Genomic DNA, 23570 nt, shown 5'->3' with positions numbered 1-23570 from the left:
CGGCTCACCGCTCCCGCCCCAGCAACAGCCGCTCCTCGACCGCACACACCCGGAAGTACGGCCTGCGGGCGGTCGGCGGCTCGACCGACAGCACCACCGCACGGTGTCCTGGCGGGAGCACCCCCTCCCACTGGACGAACGGCCGCTTCCCACCGAGCCAGACCGCCGCGGACGTCACGTACTCGAACAGGACCCCGACGTGCCCTTCCGGGTGCCAGCCGGCGTAGGAACGCGGGTGCTTGCCCTCGTAGGAGACGAACTCCGGGGCGGCGGCTTCCAGCACGTCACCGGCCCGCAGCGGGCGCCCGTCGGGTGAGGTCGGCACGGTCCCGGCCGCGCTTGCGCCGAGCTTCGAGGGCCGGACGCGGACGGCGAACCCGCGGTGGACGAGCTGCGGCATGCCGCGGCGGTGGTGCGCGAGCGCCGAGTAGACCACCGGCACGTCACGGGTGAGCTGATCGTGCCTCGGGCCGGTCGACCGCCCGAAGACGGCGGCGTGGTCGAGCGCCGCGCGGGCGGCGAGGTTGTAGTACTTGAACGCGCTCACGGCCGCCCGTTCCCGGCCCTGCAGGGTCGACCACCACATCCAGAACCGGGGTGTGCGCCACCACGCGGCGGACCAGCGGCAACCCGGCCAGCCGGGTGGTCAGCCCGTACCGGATCGCGGCGGTACGGCGCAGCTTCGCGACAGTCTCGGCCGACATCGACGGCTCCGCGTCCGGCCTGGCGTCGGCGACCATCGACTGCACGAGCTGGCGCCAGTCCCACCAGCGGGCCTGCGCCTGCCCGATCAACCCGCCGGCGTGCTTGTCGCCGACGACGTCCAGCACCGACGCGGACGGGTCGGCCCGCGCGAAGTGCGAGCGCGGGCCGTCCGCTGCCCCGAGCCGGTGAGCGAGCACGTAGCCGAGCGGGCTGCGGGCGTCGACGCCGGCCAGCAAGGCCGGTGAGAGCAGGTCCAGCGGCTGCGACGCGAGACCCAGGCGCTCGGCGGCAGCGCCGACGATGCTGGCCAGCCAGGCCAGCTGGCCCAGCTGTTCCACCTGCTTCGGTGCGGTGTCGGCATCAACAAGCAGCGGCGCGAGCGCGGCCAGCTCGCCCTCCAGCTCGGCGAGCAGGCTGTCGTAGCGGACGAGCAGCTGCCGCTCCCGGTCGGTGAGGGCGGTCTCCTGGACGGTCGGGGCCGTCGCCCGGTCGAGGATCAGGTTCTCGACGAGCGCCGGCAGGATGATCGCGAACGCCGGGTGCAGGTGGCGCGGCAGCCGGTCGAGCGGGAACCAGGCGACCCGCTTGGTCTCGTGCCGAACGCCCCTGGGCAGGCGCGGCTTCTGCCGGGTCTCGACGTGCGCGAGCTCCGTCGTGTAGATCCAGCCGCCGTGGTCGTCCTCGTAGCGCCGGTCGGCGAGCGTGTAGTCGGCCCACCGCACGAGCCCGGTCTCCTCCCGGGTCTCCCGGACGGCGGCCTGCGCCGGGGTCTCGCCGCGCTCGACGGCGCCGCCGGGGATCCCCCACGTCCCGGCGTGCTCGTTGATCCGCCCGCGCAGCTGCAGGAGCACCCACGGCCGGCCCGTCCGGTCGCGGTGCACCAGCAGCAGACCGGCGGCGCCCGGTCCGCTGTGGTACCCGCCGCACTTCAGGCACTGGCCCGATGTTCTCTCCTCGGCCGCGGGCGCGGGTGTGACCTCCGGCCGGACGCCGCTTTCCAGCACGCCAGCGACGTGCCCACGCAGGGTGTCGAGATCCACCGGCCCGGCTCCTGCCGGCCCTGGGCGGCGCAGCACGTCCTCGACCGACCCGGCCGCGCCCGGATACGGCAGGCCCGTCCCGAACCGGCGGGCCAGCAGCAACGCGGCGACTACCGTCGTCGGCGCGCCGAGCAGGAGCAGGAGCCTCGTCAGCTGCCGCAGGTCCTCGCGGCCGTCCTGCCGATCCGTGAGTTCCTGCAGGTCCGCGCGCAGCCGCGGCAGCTCGCCGCGCAGGGTCTCGATGTTGCCGGCGAGCTCGTCGAGCCGGCTCTGCAGCTCGTCGAGCCGTGCCGCCACCGCCACCGCGGGGACGGCCGGGTCCGCTACATCCCGCACGAGCGTGAACGCGTCCTCCAGCAGGTAGCCGTGGTAGAGCCGGTCCGGCAGCAGCTCGCGGATCCGCCGGGAGACCGCGTACGCGGCGGCCGCGTCCTGCCGGAGTTGCGTGTCGTTCGCGTCGGCGTATGCCGAGATCCGGTCGCCGAGCGCCCGCGCCGGTTCCTGCACCTCGTCGGGCCGCAGCGCGTCCTGCGCCAGCGTCAGGCGGCGGACCTGCCCGACGAGCTCCCGAGCGCGATCCGCCGGCGGAACCCGCTCGCCCCCGTCCGGCTGCGCCGCGGTGCGCAGGGTGCTGCTCGACACCGGTGGGGTGACGTCCGCCCGCGATGTCACCGCTCCGACGAGCCCACCGATCATGAGCGCCCCGGCCGCGGCCACGACCGCGACGGCGCGCTGCAGCATGCGCGGCGGCCCCCGGGTCGTGCGCGCGCCCGCGAGCGCGCGGACGGCCCATCGCACCGCCAGCACCGCACCGGCCAGTGCGGCAAGCGCCAACCCGACCTGCGCGACGGCCTGCACCACGTCGGCCGCCCAACCCTCGCCGACCACCACCAGCCCGGCCATGCCCGCCGAACCGGCCCGGCGCGAGCCAGGAGACCGCGGGCCACGTTCGTCGCCCAGCAGTTCGTCGCGCACGGTCGGCCACTTCGCGGCGAAGCCGGGGTGCAGGTCGAGCGCCTCGATCTCGTCGACGCGGACCCAGCGCACCTCGATGCTCTCGTGGTCGGACGTCGGCGTCAGCAGCGAGTCGGCCTCGGCGAGCACCCAGGTGTAGCTCCAGTTGCCGTGGTCGTCGACGTACCGGCCGGTGACGCGGTAGTGCTTGGGCCTGATCCCGGCCTCCTCACGCCCTTCGCGCCCGGCCGCGTGCTCCGCCGGCTCCCGGTACGCCCGCGCCCCGCCGGGCAGGCCCCAGGTGCCGGCGTGCTGGTTCATGCCCGAGCGGAGCTGCATGAGCACGTACCGCGTGCCGTCCGGTGCCTGGTGGGTGAGCAGGAGGCCGGCCGCGCCGTGCAGCCCCCAGTGCTGCTCCCCGCAGGTGCAGGCCATCCAGTCGTCGCCCGACCACGCCGGCTCGGGCGCGTCGGCCGGCGGCGCGGGGTCGACGAGCGTCGCGGTCCGGTTGACGATCAGGTACTGCCGCCCGAAGTCCGGCTGTCCCCGCTCGATCCAGACGGCATCGACCCCGCTGAGCGCCGCCCACAGCCCGATGTCCTTCGCGAGCGCGTCCGCCATCGCGCGCCGCCCGCGCTTGCGCAGAGCGGCGACGTCGGCGTCGCGGCGCTGGTCGGCCTCCTTCGAGTGCACGATGACGGCGTCCTTGTGCAGGTAACCCAGCAGCAACGCGGACGCGGCGCTGCGCCGCCGCAGGCTGAAGCTCCGATCGTGGTCCGAGCCGGTGAACTCGTCGGCCGTGCTGTGGTCAGTGGCGAAATTGGTGCCGCGGCCCCGCATGTTGGCCGCCCAGCCGATGAACGCCTCGTGGCTGCGGTATTGCTCGGCCATCCGCACGGAGTAGGCGCCCGAGATGCCGCGGTACATCGGCCGGTGCCCGGCTGCGACGATCGCGGGCCACTCGGCGGCGGACACAAGAACCGGCGGGCCGTCCGTCCCCTGAGCTGCCCATACCTGCCGCAGCGCCTGATCGGGCGGCAGCTTCGCCAGCCGGTCCAGCTCGGCTGCCGACCATTCGAGCACGCTCGTGCGCAGGTTCGGGGAGACGACGAGCGGGTTGCGCCACGGCTGCTCGGCCTCGGGCGTCCGGGCGCCGGCCGTGCCCAGTCGCCGCTCCGCCGCGATGCGCAGCACCGCCGTCGTGCGCTCCAGCACCCCGGCCCGCTCCGCGGGCTCCGCCGCGCGCAGCCCGGCGTCCAGCCGCTCGACGAGCCGGACGGCCGCCGGGCCCGGTCGCGTGCCGTGCGTGAGCACCTGCGCGTCGGACACCAGCGTGCGGACCAGCCCGAGCCAGGCTTCGACGAACTCCGGTCGCCCCGGCTCGTCCGGTGCGAGCAGCAGCAGCGCCTCGACGGGGGCGGTGAGCGCCTCCAGGTCGAGTGCGACGCCCCAGTCGGCGAGCGCCCACAGGACGTCCGCACGGCGACCGGACTCCGGCAGCTCGGCGAGCACCCCGTCGCCGCCGACGGCGAGAACGGCCATCGCGAGCGCCGCCCGGTCCTCGTCCGTGGCGTCGGCCCAGTAGCCGGCCACCCATCCACCGGCCGGACCGAGCGCGGTCGTGATCCCGCCGAGCATCACATCGGCGAACAGGCGCGGTTGCTCGGCGCCACCGAGCGCCATCTTCTCCATGGCCGAGAGCAGCACCGCCGCGGCCCGCTGGACGGCGTAGCCCTCGAACGAGAGCCGCTGCGCGGGCGGCGTCGCGGCGATCCCGGCGAGCACCGGCCCGACCTGCGCCCACTCCTGTGCCGACGGCGGCAGGTCGCGCCGCACGCCGAGTGCCAGCAGCAGCGGCAGGGTGCGCTCGAACGCGGCCAGCGTCGAACGCAGCCGCTGCGCCTCGGCCGGCACCGGCTCGCCGACCTCCAGCAGCCTGAGCCCGGCACGGACCACGGCGAGGTGGGCGTCGAGCGTCGTGCGGCTCGTCCGCCACGACTCGAAGATCAGCGTCACGGTGGCCTGCATCGCCTCGTCGACGCCCTCCACGACGTGCCGCGGCCCTTCCGGACCGCCGAGGTGGGCCAGCCGGCCCGTCCAGCCCGGCGCAACGGCCAGCGCGGCAACGGCGAGCCGGGTGGCGGGGTCGAACCGCTCCCACGCGCCGAGGAGGTGCGCGTCGGTGTCGACGAGCACCCGCAGCGCATGCAGCAGGCGGGGGTCGTCGAGGACGCCGGTGTCCAGCGGCGGCCCGACCTGCAGCATCGCGCCGGCCACCCGGAGCCGCCACGTCTTCACGTTCCTGCTCTGGCCGTCGAGCATCGCGAGGAGCTGCCAGAGCCGCGCCCAGTCGACCGCGTCGGCAACGGCACCGTGACCCCCACCGAGCAGGTGGTAGGACTCCGCGACGGCCAGCCGACGCCGGAGGTCGCCGGTGTGGTCCGCCGAGCGCCGGTCCTCGCTCAGCACGCGGCGCAGCCGCGCGTAGGTCCGCAGGCCCTGCTCGACCCGCTCGAGCTGGGCCCACATGTCCGCGAGCGGTCGCGTGTCCTGGGAGCGAGCGGCTTGCCGGAACCAGTCGTCGAGGTCGTGCCCCAGCACCTCCAGGCTCTCGCTCCGGGAGCGGCTGCCACGCCGGAGCCACCACACGGCGAACCACGTGCCGCCGGTGCCGAGGACCCCGCCGCCTGCGAGCGCCCAGATGAGGATCTGCCGGTAGGTTTCGCGGTCCTGCTGGCGCTGGGTCAGCTCGGTCAGCTCGGAGCGCAGTCGGGGCAGCCTCGCGTCGGTGGCGTCGAGGATCCGGTCGGCCGCGTCGATGTCCGCCGCGAGGTCGTCGGCGTTGCGGCGCAGTGCCGCGACCGCGATCCGCGGGTTCGTGGCGTCGCCCTGCAGGCGGTGGGCGTATCCGCGCAGGAAGTACGGCTGGATGTGCTCCGGGATGTCCGGTCGGGCCTGCTGCGCGATCCGCTCCGCAGCATCCTGGATCCGGCGCGACTCGTCGTCGTCGGCGAACTGCAGCGCCCGCCACGACAGGTCCCACGCGGAGTGCCGGACGTCGTCCGAGTAGTACGCGTCGGACCGGCGCAGCAGGTCGTCCGCCTGCCCGTACAGCTCCCGGGCCCGCTGCGCGAGCTGCGCCCGCTCGTCGGACTCGACCTGCGCGGGCGGTTGCACGGCTGCTCGCTGGACGGTGGGAACCACCGGCGCGGTGTCCGCTGCGGCCGCCGGCACGATCGCGGCGAAGCCGCCGCCGATCATGAGCGCACCCATCGCCGCAACGACGGCCGCGGCCCGCCGGAGTCCGTTCGGCGGCCCGGTCGTGGTCCGCCCACCGCGCAGCGCCTCGACCAGCCAGCGCACGCCGAGGAACACACCCGCGCCGGCCAGACCGACCAGCCCGACCTGTGCGACGACCTGCACGGCGTCGGCGAGCCACCCGCCGTCCAGCCCGATCAACGGCGCCGGCAGCATCGCCCCCGCGCCGGCCAGGCGGACGTCCGGCGTGACGTCGATCAGCCAGATCTTCCAGTGCCCGGTGACGGGGTTGCGCTCGCGCCGCAGCGGCAGCAGCCTCGTGCCGGGCGCGAACACCACCTCGTTCATCGCGATCCCGAAGGCGACCGACCGCTGGTAGCGCTGTACCGCGGCGACGTTGCGGCCGGTGCGGGAGTAGATGACGAACTCGATGTTGCCGCCGAACCCGCGGTCGCCTGCGTTCGTGGAGAGGAACTGCCGCTCGGTCACGATCCGACCGCGCTGGTACCCGGCCGCGACCTCGTCGGGGGCGGCCACCTCGATGCCGCGGTTGACCCAGCCGACGTGGCTGGGCAGCTGGTTGAGCCCGGAGACGGTGACCGCGATCCGCGCGTCGTAGGTGTTGATCGCCGGCGAGGACCACATGTCGAGCTCCGTGCCGGAGTCGCGCAGCGCCCGGTTCAGCGCCGGGGCGTCGACCGCGGTGTAGAGGTTCACCGCGACGAGCTCCTCGAGCGGGATCCCGGTCAGTGCGGGGTTGCCCGCGACCCGGTCCAGCACGAATCCCTCGGCGTGGCGGTAGTCGTCGTAGTGCAGCTCGGCGAACCACGCCCGGTCCGCGGCGGTGGCCCGGAACAGCGGGTTCGCGACGTACCGGGCCGTTCCGCCCGCCTCGACCACCGCCGCCTGCAGCGCGGCGGCCCGCCACTGCCGCCCGTGCTGCCGCAGGGCCGCCATCAGCTCGGGGTGCGCGTTTTCGTAGAGACGCTCCAGCGGGCCCATCACGGCCCGGAACCGCTCGATCACCTCGGCGAGCTCGCGCGGGTGGTTCGCGACGAGGTACGTCAGCACCGCGGCCGGCACACCCTCCGTGCCGGGCCGCGCGGGCAGCGACTCCACGACGTCCCTGGGCAGCCGCTGGACGAACGCGTCGGTGACCAGGCTCCACCGGGCGATCCGCAGATCACGGGCGAACGGGCCGGCGTCGGCGTCGTGCCGGACGCCCGTGTGCTCGGGGAAGTGCGCCCCGCCGGGCAGGTGGAAGTCCCGCTCGTGCACGAGCATGTCGAACCACCACTGCTCGCTCAGCCGGCCGACCGCGATGTGCTCCACGATCTCGTCGAGCATCGCCCGGGTGATCACCACGACGTCGCGCTCGGCCCATCCGAACGCGATCACCCCCGGCGCCGGCAGCTCGCCGTCCAGTACCAGCACGGTGACGCCGGGCGGGCCGCGCGGCCTCCGGTGGGGCATCGCTTCCAGCGGCGTCATCCGGTGCTCCAGGCCCGGCAGCGCCGCGAGCACCGTCTCGACGACGCTCGGCTCGGCGCGCCCGTCGACCATGACGGGCCCGCCGCCGGTGATCCGGCTGATCGTGATGACCGCCGCGGTCTGGTCGTCGGTGCGGCTCGCCGCGCCCGCGGCGACGAAGAGGTTGTCGACGGCCACCGCCGGGTCGGTGCGGCCGGCGGCGGTGAGGGCGGCAGCCGGGTCGCCGACCTCCTCCCACATCCCGTCGGTCAGCGCGATGACGCTGCCGGCGCCGACGTCGTGCCTGCTCTGCGTGGCGGGCTCCGGCCTGCGGTCGATCGCGATCCAGGCCGTGAGCGCCCCGGAGCGGGTGTGGTCGACGGTCAGCTGCTCGGCGGCGGTTGCACCCTCGGGCACCCAGTAGGCGCGGGTGTCGCCGACCCACGCGACGTGGACGTCGAACCGGCCGGTGCTGACCGCGGGTGTCACCAGCGAGATCACCAGGGTCGTCGCGGGCGGCTGCGCCGCGTCCGGCAGGCCCAGCTCGCCGACCGCCGCAACGGCCGCGTCGTACGCGCGCCGCACGGTCGCCGCGGGGTCGTCGCCCGGCTGGTGCCGCCGCAGCACACCGGCCGCCGCGTCGACGGCGGCACGTGCGGCGCGCTCGGAGCCGAAACCGACCGAGAGCCCGTCGGCCGTGACGGAGAAGCGGCCGATCCCGTCGACCGTCGACCCGACCAGCGCCCTGTCCTGGTTCACCGGGTGGCGCCGACCGCGCACGCTGACGGCTGCGGCACCGACCGGTGAGCCCGGCTCGGACAGCACGCCGATGCCCTGCTCGATGGCCGGGGCCCCGCCGGCGGCGGCGAGCTGGCGGCGCAGCTTGTCGGCCTGGCTGCGGGCCCGGGCGATCGCGACGTAACCGAAGAGCGTCCGCCAGTGCAGTGCCTCCCAGGCCGCGTCGTTCGCGACGTCGTGCAGCCCGAGCGCCACCAGTGCGGTCCGCTTGGCCGCCTCGCTGCTCGGCGCGGCGGCGAGCGTGGCGCGCACCTCCTTCAGGTTCGCCCGCATCCGGCGCAGGTACGAGAGCACGGCCGGCTCGGACGGGTCGGCGCCCGGCCGGGCGTCCAGCGTCTCGTCGGCGGCGGCGAGCAGCGCGTCGATCTGGTGGGGGTAGGCGTTGGCCGCCCTGGCCGCCTCCTCCGCCGCCGCCCGGGCCTCGTACAGCGCGATGTAGGCGTGGGTCTGCGCGATCCGCGCGGCCAGCAGCGCGTCGAGGACGGCCTGCGGCGGGCCACGCGGCTGCAGCCCCGGGACCGTTCCGGAGCTGACGAACGCCCGCAGCGCGCGTTCCAGCAGCCGGGTCGCGACCAGCACCTGCCGGCGGTGCTCGTCGAGCACCGCCGCGTGCTGCTTCAGCACCGACGCCCGCACCTTCGGCTGCTGCGCCGCACGGACCGCCTTCAGCTGCGCCCTCGTCTCCGCGAACGCGCTGCGCTCGGCCTCGTCGCTCGGCCAGATCGGCCGGCCCAGCGGGTGCGCCGCCTGGTAGCGCACGCTCGCGAACAGCGCGCGCAGCGCGGCGGTCTCGTAGCCGAAGCCGTCGTAGGGGCTGCGGAAGATCACCGTGACCGCACGCAGCACCTCCGAGAGCGCCCGCACCCCGGCGGCCACCGCCGCCCCGTCCGCGTCGAGCCGCGTGAGCGGGGCCAGCTCGTTGTTGCCGGGGAGCACCGCCGGGTTGTGCCGCAGCGCGTGGCGCAGCACGGCGTCGGCGGCCGACCAGCGGGCGCTCAGCTCCTTGTTGAGCAGGTAGCCCGCCGCGGCCGAGCCCTCGACCGCCTTCGCGGCGGCGAGCGCATCGAGCTGCAGCTGCCAGGCCTGCGGTGTGCCGGCGCCGTACTCGGCCGCCAACGCCTCCGCGGTGACGGGCGTGTTCCGGCCGGCGACCGAGAGCAGCACCCCCAGCGGCGAGAGCTGGTCGAGAACGACCGGCCCGGTGGTGGCCTCCAGCAGGTGATCATGCCACTCGTCCTGGGCCCGCGCCTGCTCCGCCGGCGCGACGACGAGCTCGGTGACCAGCATCGCCAGCTGCATCGCGGTGCGGTGCGCCAGCTCACCGGCCCGCAGGTCCGCCTGGCTCTGCTGCCGGTTGCGGTTCGGGTCGACGAGGCTGCCGGCCCGCTCGCCCATCAGGTGGGTGCCGGCGTAGAGCGGGTCGACGTCGCCCTTGCGGATGTCGGCCTTCGCGTCGTCGACCTTGACCAGCACGAGCTCCTGCTCGACCCACTCCCGCTCCCTCGACCCGTGCGGGTGGACCAGCCGCAGCTCCATGAGCAGCTCATGGCGGAGCGCGAGGTACCCGACCCGCAACGTGTTCCGCAGCTTGATCTGCTCCGCCAGCCGGCCGCCCCAATCGCCCTCCGGGCCGACCCCGGCCGGGAGCGCGCCCACGATGGCCGGGTCGGCGCGGAGCGCGTCGAGCAGGAGGCCGAAGAACGCCATCAGCTCCTCCGCGTCGAAGTAGCCCGCGCCGCGCAGGCGCTGCGCAGCGCGGTCGCGCATCTCGGGGCCGGCGATCGCGGAGAGCAGCGCGATCACGTGCGCCGCCGCGACGACGTGCTGCTCCTGGCGCTCCTTCGCCTTCTCCCGCTCGCGCGCGACAGCGGCGGCCACGCCGGCACCCGGCGAGTTGGTCATCCACCCGTCCAGCTCGTCGGTCACCACCTCGGTGAGCCGCGTCGCGAGCCGCTCGGCGATCTTCGCGGCCAGGTCCCGCCGCTCCGCGACGGTCATCGTGCCGAGCCCGGTCATCACGTCCGGGTCGCCGACGACCTCGCCGAGCTGGTCGCGCAGCGTCAGCAACCCGGCCCGCAGCCGACCGCCCGGCTGCATCGGGCCGAGCACCCCGCCCGGGCGGACGGGCGCACGGATCTGCCGCGGGCTCGAGTACCCGTAGTAGCCGGCGTACCACTCGTACGCGTCGCGCCACCGGTTGAGCACGATCAGGAACACGCCGCCGACGGCGAGCCGGGCGAGCATCGTCCAAAGGTTGTCGCCCGGCCACGGCCGCGTGACGAAGTACGCGATCCCGGCGCTGAGCACCGAGTCGAGCTTGAGCAACGACAGGCGCGGGTCGAACGGGTTGATGCTCAACCGGTCGAGCATCCGGCGGGCCGCCCAGCTGATGCGGAAGCGGAACCACCAGCCCGCCTCGTGGTCCGGGCTGCGGGTCTTCGCGCCCAGCTGCGACCACTTGTCCGTCGCGCGCTTCGACATGATCCGGCCCCAGAACGCCGCCGCCGCGTCGCTGATGAACGGCACCGGGGCGACGACGAGCAGCGTGACGAGCAGCCCGAGCCACCACTGCCCCGTGGTCGTCGCAACGACCTGCGCGCCGATGATCCCGCTGATCAGGCTGGCCGGGAGCACCCACAGGCCGGCGATCACCGCGTTCGAGCCGCGCTTGAACCCGGTGTCCTTGCGCTGCAAGGCGTTGACTACGGCGGCGACCAGCCCGGCGGCCAGCAGGCTGGTGACGATGCCGGCCACGCCGCCCGTCGCGAGCAGCTTGGCCAGGCCGAACGCGACCGTCACCAGGCCGAAGCCCAGCGCCGTCCAGCGCCCGTCGCCGCGCGGGTTGCGCTCGAGGCCGCGGCTGCGGTTCAGCGTCTGGCGGCGCAGGACGTAGCGGAACGCCAGCGCCGTGCTGATAGTCAGAGCGACCAGCCACGAGTTGGCGACCTGCCGGAACTGCGGGCGCTGCGCGAGCCACTTCGCGGCGTCGACGACCACCGTGACCAGATCGCCCAGCAGCGCCGGGTCGACCCTGACCACCACTGCGACGGCAGCCCCGAGCAGCGCGGCGCCGGCGCGGACGATCTTCGCCAGCGGGGGCGCCCGGGCCTGCACCAGCCAGCGCAGCGCCTGCAGCGCCGGACGGACGAACAGCGCACCGAGCAGCGTGCCGGCGGCGAACACCGGCCAGGTCGGCGGGAGGAACGCGACGAACCCGGCGATCGCGCCGCCGATCACGAAGAGCGCGGCGCCCGCGGTCGCGGTCGACCTCGGCATCCGGAGCCGGTCGAGGCCGATCCGGTGCGCCGCACGCACCGTGCGGACGACCATGCCGGCGCCGCGTCCGGCGCGCTCCACCATCCCGGCGGCCCAGCGGCCGCGCGGCCCGGCACCGAACCCGCTGAGTGCGAGCGCGTCGAGCGCGTCGCGCTGCGCGTCCTGGACCGCGGCCCGTTCGATCTCCAGCGCCGAGCGGACCACCTCGACGTCCTTGACGTCGGTCGGGTTGGCATCGGCGATCCGGTCGGCGATGTCGGCGACGACGTCCACGAAGGGACCCGTCGTGAGCGGCGGCTCCGTCGCCGCCACCTTGGTGTCCGCGAGCAGCTTCGCGGCCGCCACCTGGGTGATCCCGAGCCGGTCCGCGACGAGCGCGGCGACGTCCACGCCGGCGGGTGCGTTCTGGCCGAGCCAGCGCAGCCAGCCGCGCTGCTCGCCGGTGAGCCCGGAGACGATCATCTTGCGGGTGTTCGTCAGCGTGAACGCCCGGGTGCGGGCCTGCACCACCGCGGCGGCGATCCGGGCGAGGTGCCTGGCGAGCACGCCGAGCTGACGGGTCCAGGCGCGCAGCCCGTTCCTGGCAGGGATGCCCGAGCGCAGCAGCCCGTCGACCGCCTCGACCGCCTGCGCCATCCGCTCCGGCTGACCGGCCAGCGTGCGGGCGTCGAGCTCGCGCAGCGCGAGCGCGACGGTGTCCATCGGGTTGCCGATGCCGGCCAGCTCGTCGCGGAACCCCTGCGGCGCGGCGGTGAGCAGCTCCACCAGCCGCGGCACGAGCCGGTAGGTGCCGTTGCCGAGCGACTCGGCGAGCCCCGCCGCGGCCAGCTCGTCGAGCACCGCCGTGACGGCGCGGACTGGGTCGGTGACGCCGAGCCGCGTGCGGACGTCGGCGGCGGTCACGGCGCCGGACGCCCCGGCAAGGGTCCGGAACACACCGAGCAACGTCAGCGGGCGCGGAGCCGGCGCGGGTGCGGGCGGGGCCGGCGGGGCCGGCGGAGCGGGCGGAGCGGGAACGCTCGGCGAGCCGGGCGGCGGCGTCTGGGCCGGCGGCGTCTGGGCCGGCGGCGTCTGGGCCGGCGGCGTCTGCGGGGTCTGCACGGCCGGTGCGCCGGGGGCCCCGTTGCCGAGCCGCTCCTCCCACCACGTGGCGGCGTTCCCGCGCAGCGCGGCGCGGTCTGCGTCGTTCGTCGGGCGCGGGCCGAGATCGGCGAGCAGCTCACGCACCTCGTCGGCGGTGAGCCGGATGCGCCGCCCGCCGGACGTTGTGGCGACGATCCCGCCGTCGCGTCCGAACCGCAGCGTCACGCCGTTCGCCTCGGCGACCCCGCGCCAGGCCTGCAGGGCCGACCAGGTGCCGTCCAGCACGGCGGTCAGCTCCGCGAGCCGGGCCCATGCGGCAGCGACCTGCTCGGGGGTCGGGCTGCCGGTGAAGAGCTTGTCGAGCACCCGCATCGCCGCGCGAGCGGCCTCCCACTCCTGGCGGGTCCGGCTGCCCTTGAGCGCGACCGCGGCCACGAACTCCGCGCGGCGCTGCTCGTACTCGCGGGCGAGCCGGACCAGCTCGACCGGCCAGCCGGCCTTGCGCGCGACGCTGCGCGGGCTCGCGCCGGCTTCGAGGGCGTCCACGACCGCGGTGACGAGTTCGCCGGCGGCGGCGTTCTGCTCGGCGGCTCCGGTCGCCTTGCCGAGCTCACCCGCCCGCTCGGCCACCCGACCGCGCAGTGTGCGGCGTTCGGTCACCCCCAGCCGGAGCCGGAAGAGCGGTCCGACCGTCGCGAGGTAGCGCAGCCCGGCACCACCGAGCACGACGAGCACCAGCCCGCCCATGACGATGCCGAGCCACGTCAGGAGGCCGCTGCCGCCGGTGGGGCCGCGCACCGGCGGGGCCATCGTCGGCGGGGTGCCGGGCGGCTGGGTCGACGGTGCCTGGGTGGTGGGTGCCTGCGTTGTAGGTGCCTGGGTCGTGGGTGCCTGGGTCGTGGGTGCCTGGGTGGTCGGCGCCTGGGTGGTCGGGGACGGGTTCGTTCCCGGCACGTTCGGCTGGCCGGGCTGGTTGGGCTGACCCGGGGGCGTGACCGGCGGCACCGGGGCGGCCTGCTCGACGACCTGCTTGTCGCCGGGGTGGATGAGGTCGGGGCTCGGGTCCGCCGCGTAGGCGGCGTCGTACAGCTGCGGGCGGTGGAACCGGGTGTGGAAGACCGTCCACAGCGAGTCGCCGTCGATGGTCACCCAGATCCCCGACCAGCCCGGCTGCGTGACCAGCTGCAACCCGCCGATCGCCGTGCCGGGCCCGGCGAACGCGTAGCCGTTCGCCGCGTTGAACGTCGCGAAGTCCGTGCCGAGTGCAGCTGCGACCGCACCGGCGGTGTCACCCGGCGCGCCCGTGAACGCGACCTGGTTGATGCCACCGGTCACCACAACCGCGGTGCCGGACACGACGATCCGTACTGCCGACGCCGGAGCGGCCTGCGCTGCGTCCGGCGCGACGATCGCACCGAGGCCGAGCATCGGCAGCATCAGCGCTCCGAGGAGCGCGGAAGCAACGACCGCCCGCTTGGTGCGTCCGGTGTTCTGGTTCTGCTCCTGGGCCGTGCCCTTGGTGTTGTCCTTCCCTGCGGAGGTCGTCTTCGGAGCGGTCAGTGCGATGGCGACCACCGTGACCGCCATGAGCGCAGCGGCGAGGGTTGCCCCCACACCACCGGAGGACGCGATCACCACCAGCGGCGCCGTGCTGAGCAGGCCGCCGGCCAGCAGTACCCGTGTCGAGGGCGAGGTAGCACCGACGGTTGCCGCGGGAGCCCTGACGATCAGGCCCACGAGCGCGCCGGAGGTCGTGATCATCGCGGCGCCGCCACCGAAGGCGAGGCCGGTCAGAACACCGATGATGGCTGCGGCCGGCAGGTTCTCCGCCGCCGCGAGCAGTCGGGAGACCAGCGGTGGGCCACGCGCCTGTCGTGAGCTCCTGATGGGGCGCAGCTTCGCCCCTGCGATCGCTCCGACCAGCGCGCCGGCGATCAGCGCGCCGAGCCCGAAGACGTACCCGGCGATCGCCAGGCCGCCACCGAGGAGCAAGGCGACGCCTGCCGCCAGCACTCCGGCGCGGACCGGCGGGGCCAGCCCCGACCACCGCCACCAGGGCAGCTGCTCCTGCTTCGCGGGCGGCGGGTCGACCTCGTCGGAGCCCTTTTCGAAGTCGCCGGAGACGATCCACCGCTGCAGCGCGTCGGCCTTCACACCGGCGAGGGTCGCCTTCTGCTCCAGCTCGTCCGCACGTCCGCGCAGGTCGGCCACCTGCGCCAGGATCCGATCGGCTGCCTTCTTCCAGCTCACGTCCGGCTGACGGCCGGGCTTGCGCTTCTGCGGCGGCAGGAAAGCCTGGTAGGGCACGGTCTTCAGCAGCTCGTCGGCGGCGCGGTTCAGCTCGTCGGCGAGCCCCTGCCACGTCAGCTGCATGCCGCGCTGCTCACCCTGCTGCCGCACCACGTCGGCGAAGATCTTGCGCAGGGCGGCGCGCGACTCCTTGAACTTCGTGAGCTTCGCCTGCGGCAGCCGCTCGAACGCGAGGTCCTGGATGCCGTCGGCGAGCGCGCCGATCGCGGCGGGACGCCACGCCAGCCCCTGCTCGTCGGCGAACTTCGCCAACGCGCGGTCGGCGCTGATCGGTCCCGAGCGCAGGACGGTGGCGACGATGTCGACGAAGTCGGCCTGCGTGACCTCGCCCGCCCGGACCGCTGCCGCCAGCTCCCTGCCGGCCGCTTTGTCAGGCAGGATGTGGTCGGCCATCCGTCGGGTCTCGATGGCCAACTGCTCCACGGCGGTCGGCAGGACCTCGCTCCGCCACGACGCGAGCTGCTCGGTGAGCGCATCGTTGCTCGACGCGTCCTTCGCCAGCTCCTGCCACATCTGCGCCCTGAGGTACGCACGCACACCGGCCGGCAGCGCGGCCCGGGTGCGGACCGGCACCATCCGCAGCCCGCCCAGCGTCCCGTTGTTGATCGCCCGCTCCAGCTCGGGAGTCATGGCCAGGCGCGGCGGCAGCAGCAGATCGGGCCCGCCAGGGCCGCCGAGGGGATCGGCGACCGGGCTGCCCATGGCCCCGGCAGCGGCCGAGAGCCCCAGCGTCGCGGCCGTGGAGCCGAAGCGGATCGGGTTGCCGACCGTCGCCGCGCCGGCGGGGCCGGCTTCGTTGAACCGCGGCGCGGCCGCCCGCGCCTGCCCGAACGGCGACGGTGCGTCGGGCGCCGGCTGGGTCGACCGCAGGCCGGCCGGGGCGCCGACGTTCTTGCCGGGAACGGCCGAGGCGTGCACGCCGATCTCCGGCGCCACGTGCACCGGGGCACCGTCGCCGGCTGCCGGCGCGATGATGCTCGTCGCCGCGAGCACGATCGGCCCCAGCACCTGCCGCTTCTCCGAATATCCCGGCATCCACGGCTCGTACTCGGCCGGCCGGTCGGGCAGGTTCGACAGCTGCCGCTCGGCCTCCCCGAGGCGGACCGGGAACTCGACGGTCGGAGTCCGCTTGCCGCCCGGCGGCACGGGCGCCAGGACGATCTCGCCCGAGTCGGTCTGCACCACCTTGAAGGTCGGCGGCGCGGGCGGCTCGTAGACGACGAGCTCCTTGCTGCCGGTCCACGGCGGGGCCTCGGGTGCCGGTGCCGGCGGGTCCGGGGTCGACGACTGCGGCTGCCGCAGGGTGACCACACCGTTGTCGATGTCGACCTTGGTGACCGGGTTCGGGCCCTTCCACCAGTAGATGCCGGTCGACCCGCGCGGTCCGGGGCCGGTGTGGAAGCCGGCCGCCGACGGTGTGGCTGGCCGGATGGTCGTCACGCCGTCGCCGCCCACCTCGAACGTGCGCCGTCCGATGCTGGCCGGGTTCGCCGAGATCGCGGCCGACACCTCGCTGCGCGACACCCCGAGCTGGTGGGCGATCGTCGTCACCGGCAGGCCGGGGTTGACCTTCAGCAGGTTGCCGATCCGCTCTCCGAGCGGCAGGTTGCGCCCCACGCTCGCCGAGGCGGGGAACCCGCCTGCGATCGGGTTGCCGAGGTTGTCCAGCGTCGGGGTGAGGCGGATCCCGGTCGACCGCCCGGGCACGAAGAGCCCGACCATGTTGGTCCGGCCGGACCTGGTGGCGACCGGTGCGAGCAATGTTGCGGCCCCTTGGACGAGCCCGGAGATGGCGATCTTCCGGCCCTCCGGCCCCAGCTCGCCGAACTCGTCGACCACCTCGCCGACGTGCACGCCGTACATGGCCACCCCGCCGGCGACGGCCGCCCGGTCGGCACCCCGGATGATCGCCGCGCTCACGCCGGCCTTGGAGGCGACCTTGGGGATCGCCCCGACCAGCCGGCCTGCGCCGGGCAGCGCGCTCAGCCCGAGGTTGATGTACTCGGCGCGCGCGGTCGGGTTGTCCCAGCTGTTGTCCTGGTTGTGCGCGGCGCGGTCGTTGAGGTTGTAGAGCGAGCTACCCACCCCGGCGGCCAACGCCGCACCGCCGAACAGCAGTGCCGTCCCGCCGGATGCGGCGGTGGCCCCGATGACACCCACGACGATGACGGTCGTCGTGGCCACCTTGCCCGCGTCCTGCCAGAACGTCGTGTACTTCGCCTCCGCGGAGTTCAGCCGCACGGTCCCCACGGCGCCGTCGAGGTCCTTCGTCCACGACAGGTAGCCGTCGGGGGAGAACATCTCGTTCTTGTTCCGGAACTGGTCGACGCTCTCCCAGGTGGCCCCGGTTTCGTCGATGAAGGTTTCGGTGCCGCCCTTCTTGACGCGGAACAGCACCGGCTCCGACGTCTCGCCGCTCTCCGGGTCGCGATACATCATCGGGATCGCGGTGACGTCGCCGTCTCGCATCCGCGCGAGGATCTCGTCGGCCTTGCCGCCCGTGATGCCGGCCGCCGCGAGCGCCGCCGCACGGTCCTTCTCGGGCAGTGCCCGCGCCCGCTTCTCCGTGTCGAGGAAGCCCTGCGCGGTGTACCTCGCCATGACGTTGGCGAGGGTGTCGTTCTTGTAGCGGGCCTCGAACTGCTGCCGCGTCCCTTCGTCGGCGAAGTGCAGCGCACCGGGTGTGTTGATCGCGACCTGCTGCGCCATCAGGCTGTCCGTGCGGCCGGTCGAGGGCAGCTGGACGTACCGGCCGAGCCGTTCGTTCGGGTCGATCGGGTTCTGCCGCAGTGAGCTGTAGTGCGTCTCCGCGAACGTGCCGTAGCTCCACATGGTCGGCGCGAGCACGATCTGCGGCTGGTCGTTCGACGTCTCCATGGCCTTGGCGAGCCCGTTGAACCGCGCGATGTCGCCGTTGGTGGCGATGAGCCGGTTCGCCCATTCCTTGTCGGTCGAGCCGCTCACCATGGCGAGATCGGCCTGCCGCAGCATCGCCGACGACCGGTCCAGTTGCTCGTTCGCGGCGCCCAGCAGCTGGTTCGACGCGTTCTGCCGGTCGATGAGCGCCCCGCGGTCCTTGTTGAGCTGGTCGGCCCACTCCTGGGTCTGGTTCGGCGACTTGTCGAAGGCGTCGGCCGACGTGTTCCACGCCGCGATGTCGTTCTCGAGCTTGCGGCGTTCGGTGGCGAGCCCCATCGCGACCGTCTGCGCCTGGCCGCGCTCCGCCATGATCGACTGCATGTTCATGTTCGCCACCTGGAGCGGCGTCAGCGTCGGGTCGTCCTTGCGGATGTCCCTCGTGCGCTCCGGGTCGAGCTGGTTGATCTTGGCGATGACCTCCGGCTTCGCCTGCAGGTCGCCGTCGGCGTTGCGGAAGTCCTGGGGGAGGTTCGCGAGGGTGATGGTGTCGATCAGCCCGCGGTCCTTCACCCACTGCGCCAGCTCACCGGTCTTGTCGTCACCGACCGCCTTGTTGATCTTGTCGATGGTCGGCTGCACCGCGTCGAGCTTCGACTTGTCACCGGTCGTGCGGTACGCCTCGACACCCGCGGCGACGTCGCGCATGTCCTGCTCGATGCCCGGTGCCTTCACCCGCATGGCGTCGTCGCGGATCCGCGCCTCGTAGAACGAGCCCATCGCGATGTCGTGGTTGGCGTCCGACATCGGGATCAGCTTGTCGTACTGCGCCCGCTCCTCGGCCGAGAGCTGGTTGTAGCTGTCGGTGCTGAGCAGCGGCAGCCGCAGGTTCGGGTCCTTCGGGTCCTTGCCCATCGCGACGGCGATCGCGTCGTCCTTCGGCGTGTGCATCGACGGCCGGTCGGCGTCGGGCCGGACGGTGTGCGGCAGCCAGCCGCGGTCGGAGTCGCCGATCCAGTCGTACTTCGTCGAATTGCCGTTGGGGATCCTCCCGGCGAACCCGCCGTGCTCCCGCGGCACGCCGGCCAGGTTGTAGGTGTTGCACTCCGCGCTGCAGATGTAGCGGCGGCCAGTCCCGTCCGTGTTGCCGAAGAAGAGCCCGATCGTGCTGTCCGGGGTGACGTTCTCGATCGCCTCGCCCGTGCGGGAGCTGCCGATGCCGCACGCGTGCCCGGCGCAGATCGTGTAGCCGCCGTTGCCCTGCGCGTCGGGCGAGACGTTGGTGAAGTGGCACTTCTTCAGGCAGACCTGGCCCTCGCCCGTCGGGCTCACGTAGAGGATCGGGCCGTCGGTGTGGTTGGTCATCGAGAAGTAGCCGTTCGGGGCCATCGGGGTGGCCCGGAACTCCCGCTCCATGAAGCAGTTCTCGCAGCTGGTCACGCCCAGCTTCAGCCCGTTGTCGTCCTGCCAGCGGGTGACCCACGCGCAGCCGCTCGTGCACGTGATGTTCTTGGCGATCCCGTCGGGCATCGTCTCGACGCACGGGCCGTTGCAGACCGCGCGCCCGCCCTTGCCCTCGTCGTCGGTGAAGATGCCTTCCAGCCGGTCGTTCTCGCCGGGGTTCTTGTTGACGTTCTCGTACTTGAACCCGTTGCCGAGGAAGAAGCTGCCGCTCTGCGCGGTCATCACGAACGAGCCGGGGTTCCACTTGCCCTGCGCGTCGAGACCGGGGCCGAGCACCCGGGTCCAGCCGCCCATCTTGCTGGCCGGGCCGTTGCCGTCGGCGAAGATCGTCGGCTGGCCGTAGGGGGTGAGCTTGCCGGCGCCGTTCCAGGAGATGTCGGACTGGTGACCGGCCTCGTCGATCGCGTTGATCTTCGCGTTGGTGCCCGCGATGACGAAGCTCTCCATCTTGTCGCGGAAGCCGACCGTGCCCGAGCAGCCGTTGGGGCACTCGGTGCGGAAGGTGCGGCCTGTCCTGTCCGCGAAGGACATGTAGTGGGTCGCGTCGGCGGGACCGCGGTCGTAGGTGACCGTCGAGCGGCTGTAGCTGTCGTACGTCGTCGAGTTGCGGCCCTTCACCCAGCCGTTGGCGTGGCCCTCCTCATCGGCCACCGCCATGGCTGCGCCGCCCGTGCCGACGTTCTTGTCGACGCCGAGGTCCGGGCGCCCGGCCGTCCGCGGGTTCTCGACGGTCGCGACGCCGTGCTCGTCGACCGTGACGGTCTGGCCGCTCTTGCCGGGCAGGCGGCAGGGCATCGGGCACGGCACCGACGGCGTGCCAGCCGCGGGGCGGTCGGGCTCGAAGAGGATCACGTCGCAGGTCTTGGCCGCGACGTCGCAGACGACCTGGCCACCGTGGATCTTGTCGCCGAGCGGCTCCTCACCGGGCTTCGGCTGCGGCTTCGCCGGGATGAAGCTCGCCTTCGCATCCTTCTCGCACCAGCCGTCGCCGAAGCAGTCCGACTTCGCGATCTGCCGCAACGCGTCGGCCTCCGCGGTCACACCGCAGCCGCCGCCGCTCGCGCCGCCGCCACCGCAGGTCGCCCACGCGTCGGCGAGGTAGAGGCCCTCGGGCCGCTGGACGGCGTCGTGCATCTCGGCGTGGGCGTAGAAGCTCGTCGTGCAGTTCGCCGCGCCGGAGCACGACGCCGACGCGTTGGCGTAGCCGGGCCCGGCCGACGCCTGCGCGGAGACGGCCACCCCGCCGCCGCCCATCGCGCCGCCGCCGGAGCCACGTGCTGACGCCCGCGCCGAGCTCTTGCCGCCGGGACCGGTCCAGCCGGCCGAAGCGTTGGCCGAGGCGGAGTACGAGTGGGTGCAGGTGGTGCCCGGCGAGCCCTGGCAGGACGCCGACGCCTGGGCGCTGCCCGGCCCGGCCTCGGCCTGCGCGGTGACCATCACCTGGCCCTGCCCGATCGTGCCCGACCCGTGGCCGAGGGCGTTTGCCGACGCCTTCGTCCCCCGGCCGGTGTCCGCCGCGGCTGCGCTGGCGCGGTAGCTGTAGGTGCAGCCGGCGTTCTCGCTGCCCACACAACCGGCCGCGGCCATTGCGGCGCCGTCCTCGGCGACGGCCATCGCGTTCGTCGCGCACCAGCCCTCACCGGCGCCACCACTGGCCTGGCAGCCCGCGTTCGCCGTGGCGGCGGTGCCGGCGGCGGTCGCTGCCGCCGCCGAGGTCGCCGAGAACACGAAGGTGCACGCCGAGCCGGTGTCGCCGGCGCACGACGACGACACCTGCGTGCCGGCTGCGGACGCGCCGACCTGTCCCGAGCCGGCGCACTGCCCGTCGGCGCCGGCGGTGCACGCCGAGGTCGTCGTCGCGGTGTTGGTGCCCTCCGGGCCGGCGAACGCGGCGTTGCCCTCGATCCGCGTGGTGCAGCCGGTTCCGAGGCAGCCCGCCGTCACCTCGGCGATGTAGTCGCCGACGAACCCGCTGGTGCCGCCCTCGCAGGCCCCGTCGGCCGCGCAGGTCGTGGTGCCGATGGCGCGGGTGGTCTGCGGCAGCTGGCCGGCGCGGCCGGTCCGGACGGTCTCGCTGATCGTCGCCGGGTCGTCGGTGGCGACGGTAGTGCTGCTCGTCGTGACCGGGCAGGCGCCGGCCTCGGTCCGGCACATCCCCTGGACGGTGGCCGTCGTCGTGCCGAAATGCCCGGCCGAGCCGCTGGCCGCGGAGCTCACGGAGATGCCGGCCTCGCAGGGGCCGGTGCCGGGGCAGACGGTGCTGCCCTTGGCGAGGGAGACGCTGGTCGGGTCGGTCGCGTCGCCGTTGCCGGCGGGGGTCGGGGCGTTCGGGTCCTGCGCGGCGGCGAGCGCGGCCCGAGCGCCGCCGTCGGGGGATGCGGCGGACATCGACTCGCCGGTCGCCGTGCCCGTGCAGTCCTTGTCGGGGCACTGGACGGTGGCGGCGGCCTGGGTGCCGCCGGCCCGGCCGGGGATCATCGCCGCGCCGGGGTCGGTGCTCTCCGGCATGCCGGAATCGGTGGTCGTGGTGACGGATGCGGTCGACTCGACCATGCACCCGTTGGCGCCGGAGCGGCAGGTCGCCTCCGCACGGGAGACGCTCGCCATGGCCGGGTCCTGCTCGCCGGCCAGCGCGGCCGTGACGGTCGACTCGGCGACCGTGTTCGCGGTGCAGCCCTTCGAGAGGCACTGCACCGACGCCGTGGAATCGGACATCGTGGCCGGGGCGCCGGTCACCGGCTTCGCAGCCAGCTCGGCAGCCTGCTTCGCAGCTTCCGACGTCTGCTTCGCCGTCTCGGCCGCCTCTGCAGCCTTCTTCTTCTCGTCCTCGGTCGCACCCGTACCGGCCGCGACCTTCGCCGCCTTCGCGGCGTCCTGCTCCGCCTGCTTCGCCTGCTCCGCAAGCGCCTCGGCGGTCTGGTTCTGCTGTTCCGCGATCACGTCGGCCACAACCTGGCCGGCACCCGCGGTCGAACTCGTCTGAACCTGGCAACCACCCTTGCCCGAGCAGCTACCGCTGGAAGTCGACACACCCTCCGGTGGGCCACGAGCCCCGTTCGCCCCGGCCACGTTCATCGGACCATCAGAACCCGCCGCCGTGCTCGACGCCGTGCCCGAGCACTTGGTGCCCGCCGCGCAGTCCATGGTCGCGTTGGCCATCGACCATGCCGACGCACCCGCCACCGTCGGACCACCCGCATTCGCCGACGAACCCGGCGCGGTCGGAGCCGGCGTGGTTGCGGGCTGCTCGCCCTTCTTACCCTGCTCCTCCGACGGCTGCGGCTGCTGCTCACCGGTGGTCTCCTGCGAGACGGTCGCATTCGCGGTCGACTTGGCCTGCACCACCGGAGCGATCACGTTCGCGTCCGGCCCGGTCGAAGCACCCGAGTTCGTCACCGCCTGGCACACACCACCGGTCACACCGGTGCAGGTGCCCTCGCTGCGCGCACCACGCGGCTCCCCCGACACGCTCGGGTCCGTCGCGGTCGCCGAACTGGTGACCTTCCCATCGCACAACTTCGCGCCATCACACACCAGGACCGCACCGGCGACCGACGCCGCCGATGGACCGGCCGGCAGGCGGGCGAGGTTGATCTTGTTGTCCTCACCGGCAAACGCGAGCGCAGCACCCGGGCCACTCGACGCGTTGGACTTCGACACCAGCTCACACCCACCCGTGCCACCGGTGCAGGTGGCGGTGCCCTCCGACGTCCGCGGCGCCGCGGTGCCCTCGAACGCCGTCGTGGCCGTCTTGACCGTGCCCGAGCAGTCGTTCCCGGCCTCGCAGCTGATCGTCGCGGTCGACGACGACGTCGACGACGGCCCGGTCAGCGGCTGACCGGCGACCGGCTTACCCGTCACCGGGTCGAGCACCTGGAAGTCCGGAGCGCTGGACGCCTTCGACGACGCCTCACCCTTGCAACCGCCGCCCTTGACCGTGCACTCCGCCGTCGAGGACGTGCCCCGCGCATCCGGCGTGACCGCGGTGTCACGAGCGCTCGTCGCCGCCGCGCCGCTGCCGCCGCACTCCGCCGCGCCCGCCTCGCAGGTGATCGTCGCGGTCGCGGTGGAGACGCTGACCGGGCCCGACACCGGGGTCACCCCGGCCGGGTCGGTCCTCAAGGCCTTGGTCGCGGCCCGGTCGGTGACCTCGGTGCCCGAGGTGGCCTTGCACCCGCCGCCGTTCGCGGTGCAGTTCGCCGACCCCTTCGAATCCCGCACACCGGTGATGTCACCCGATGCAGCACCGGTGGTCTCAGTGGCGCCGGTGCCCTTGCACGTCGGGCTGTCACAGTCGACCTTCGCGGTCGCGTTCGAGTCAGCGGTCAACACCCGACCCGCCGGCTCGGTGTCCAG

At 74.0% G+C, this 23570-nt stretch carries 4 protein-coding genes; 2 read left to right on the top strand and 2 right to left on the bottom strand.

Annotated elements, in window-relative coordinates; genetic code table 11:
• Window positions 1-4: 4 nt before the first annotated feature.
• Entirely contained in the window at window positions 5-547 is a 543-nt protein-coding gene (locus tag LL648_RS26555) for a hypothetical protein (protein ID WP_232665460.1), read from the bottom strand.
• Window positions 444-22163 (bottom strand): NUDIX domain-containing protein, encoded by a 21720-nt coding sequence (locus LL648_RS26550; protein ID WP_232665459.1) that lies wholly within the window; start codon window positions 22161-22163, stop codon window positions 444-446. The genes LL648_RS26555 and LL648_RS26550 overlap by 104 nt, the downstream gene beginning before the upstream one ends.
• Window positions 22164-22323: 160 nt before the next feature.
• Here LL648_RS26550 and LL648_RS26545 point away from each other — a divergent pair, with 160 nt between their 5' ends.
• Together LL648_RS26545 and LL648_RS26540 are read left to right on the top strand one after the other, a co-directional pair.
• Window positions 22324-23052 carry a hypothetical protein gene (locus tag LL648_RS26545; protein ID WP_232665458.1) on the top strand — a complete coding sequence of 243 codons (729 nt, stop codon included), beginning with the start codon at window positions 22324-22326 and terminating at the stop codon, window positions 23050-23052.
• A gap of 93 nt (window positions 23053-23145) precedes the next feature.
• The coding region (locus tag LL648_RS26540) for a hypothetical protein (protein ID WP_232665457.1) at window positions 23146-23570 on the top strand (425 nt) is incomplete at its 3' end.

The organism is Pseudonocardia sp. TRM90224, assembly GCF_021245725.1.
In the GTDB taxonomy this organism is placed as follows: domain Bacteria; phylum Actinomycetota; class Actinomycetes; order Mycobacteriales; family Pseudonocardiaceae; genus Pseudonocardia.
Note: the sequence above shows the minus strand (reverse complement) of the source record. Positions and strands in the feature narration are given on the sequence as shown.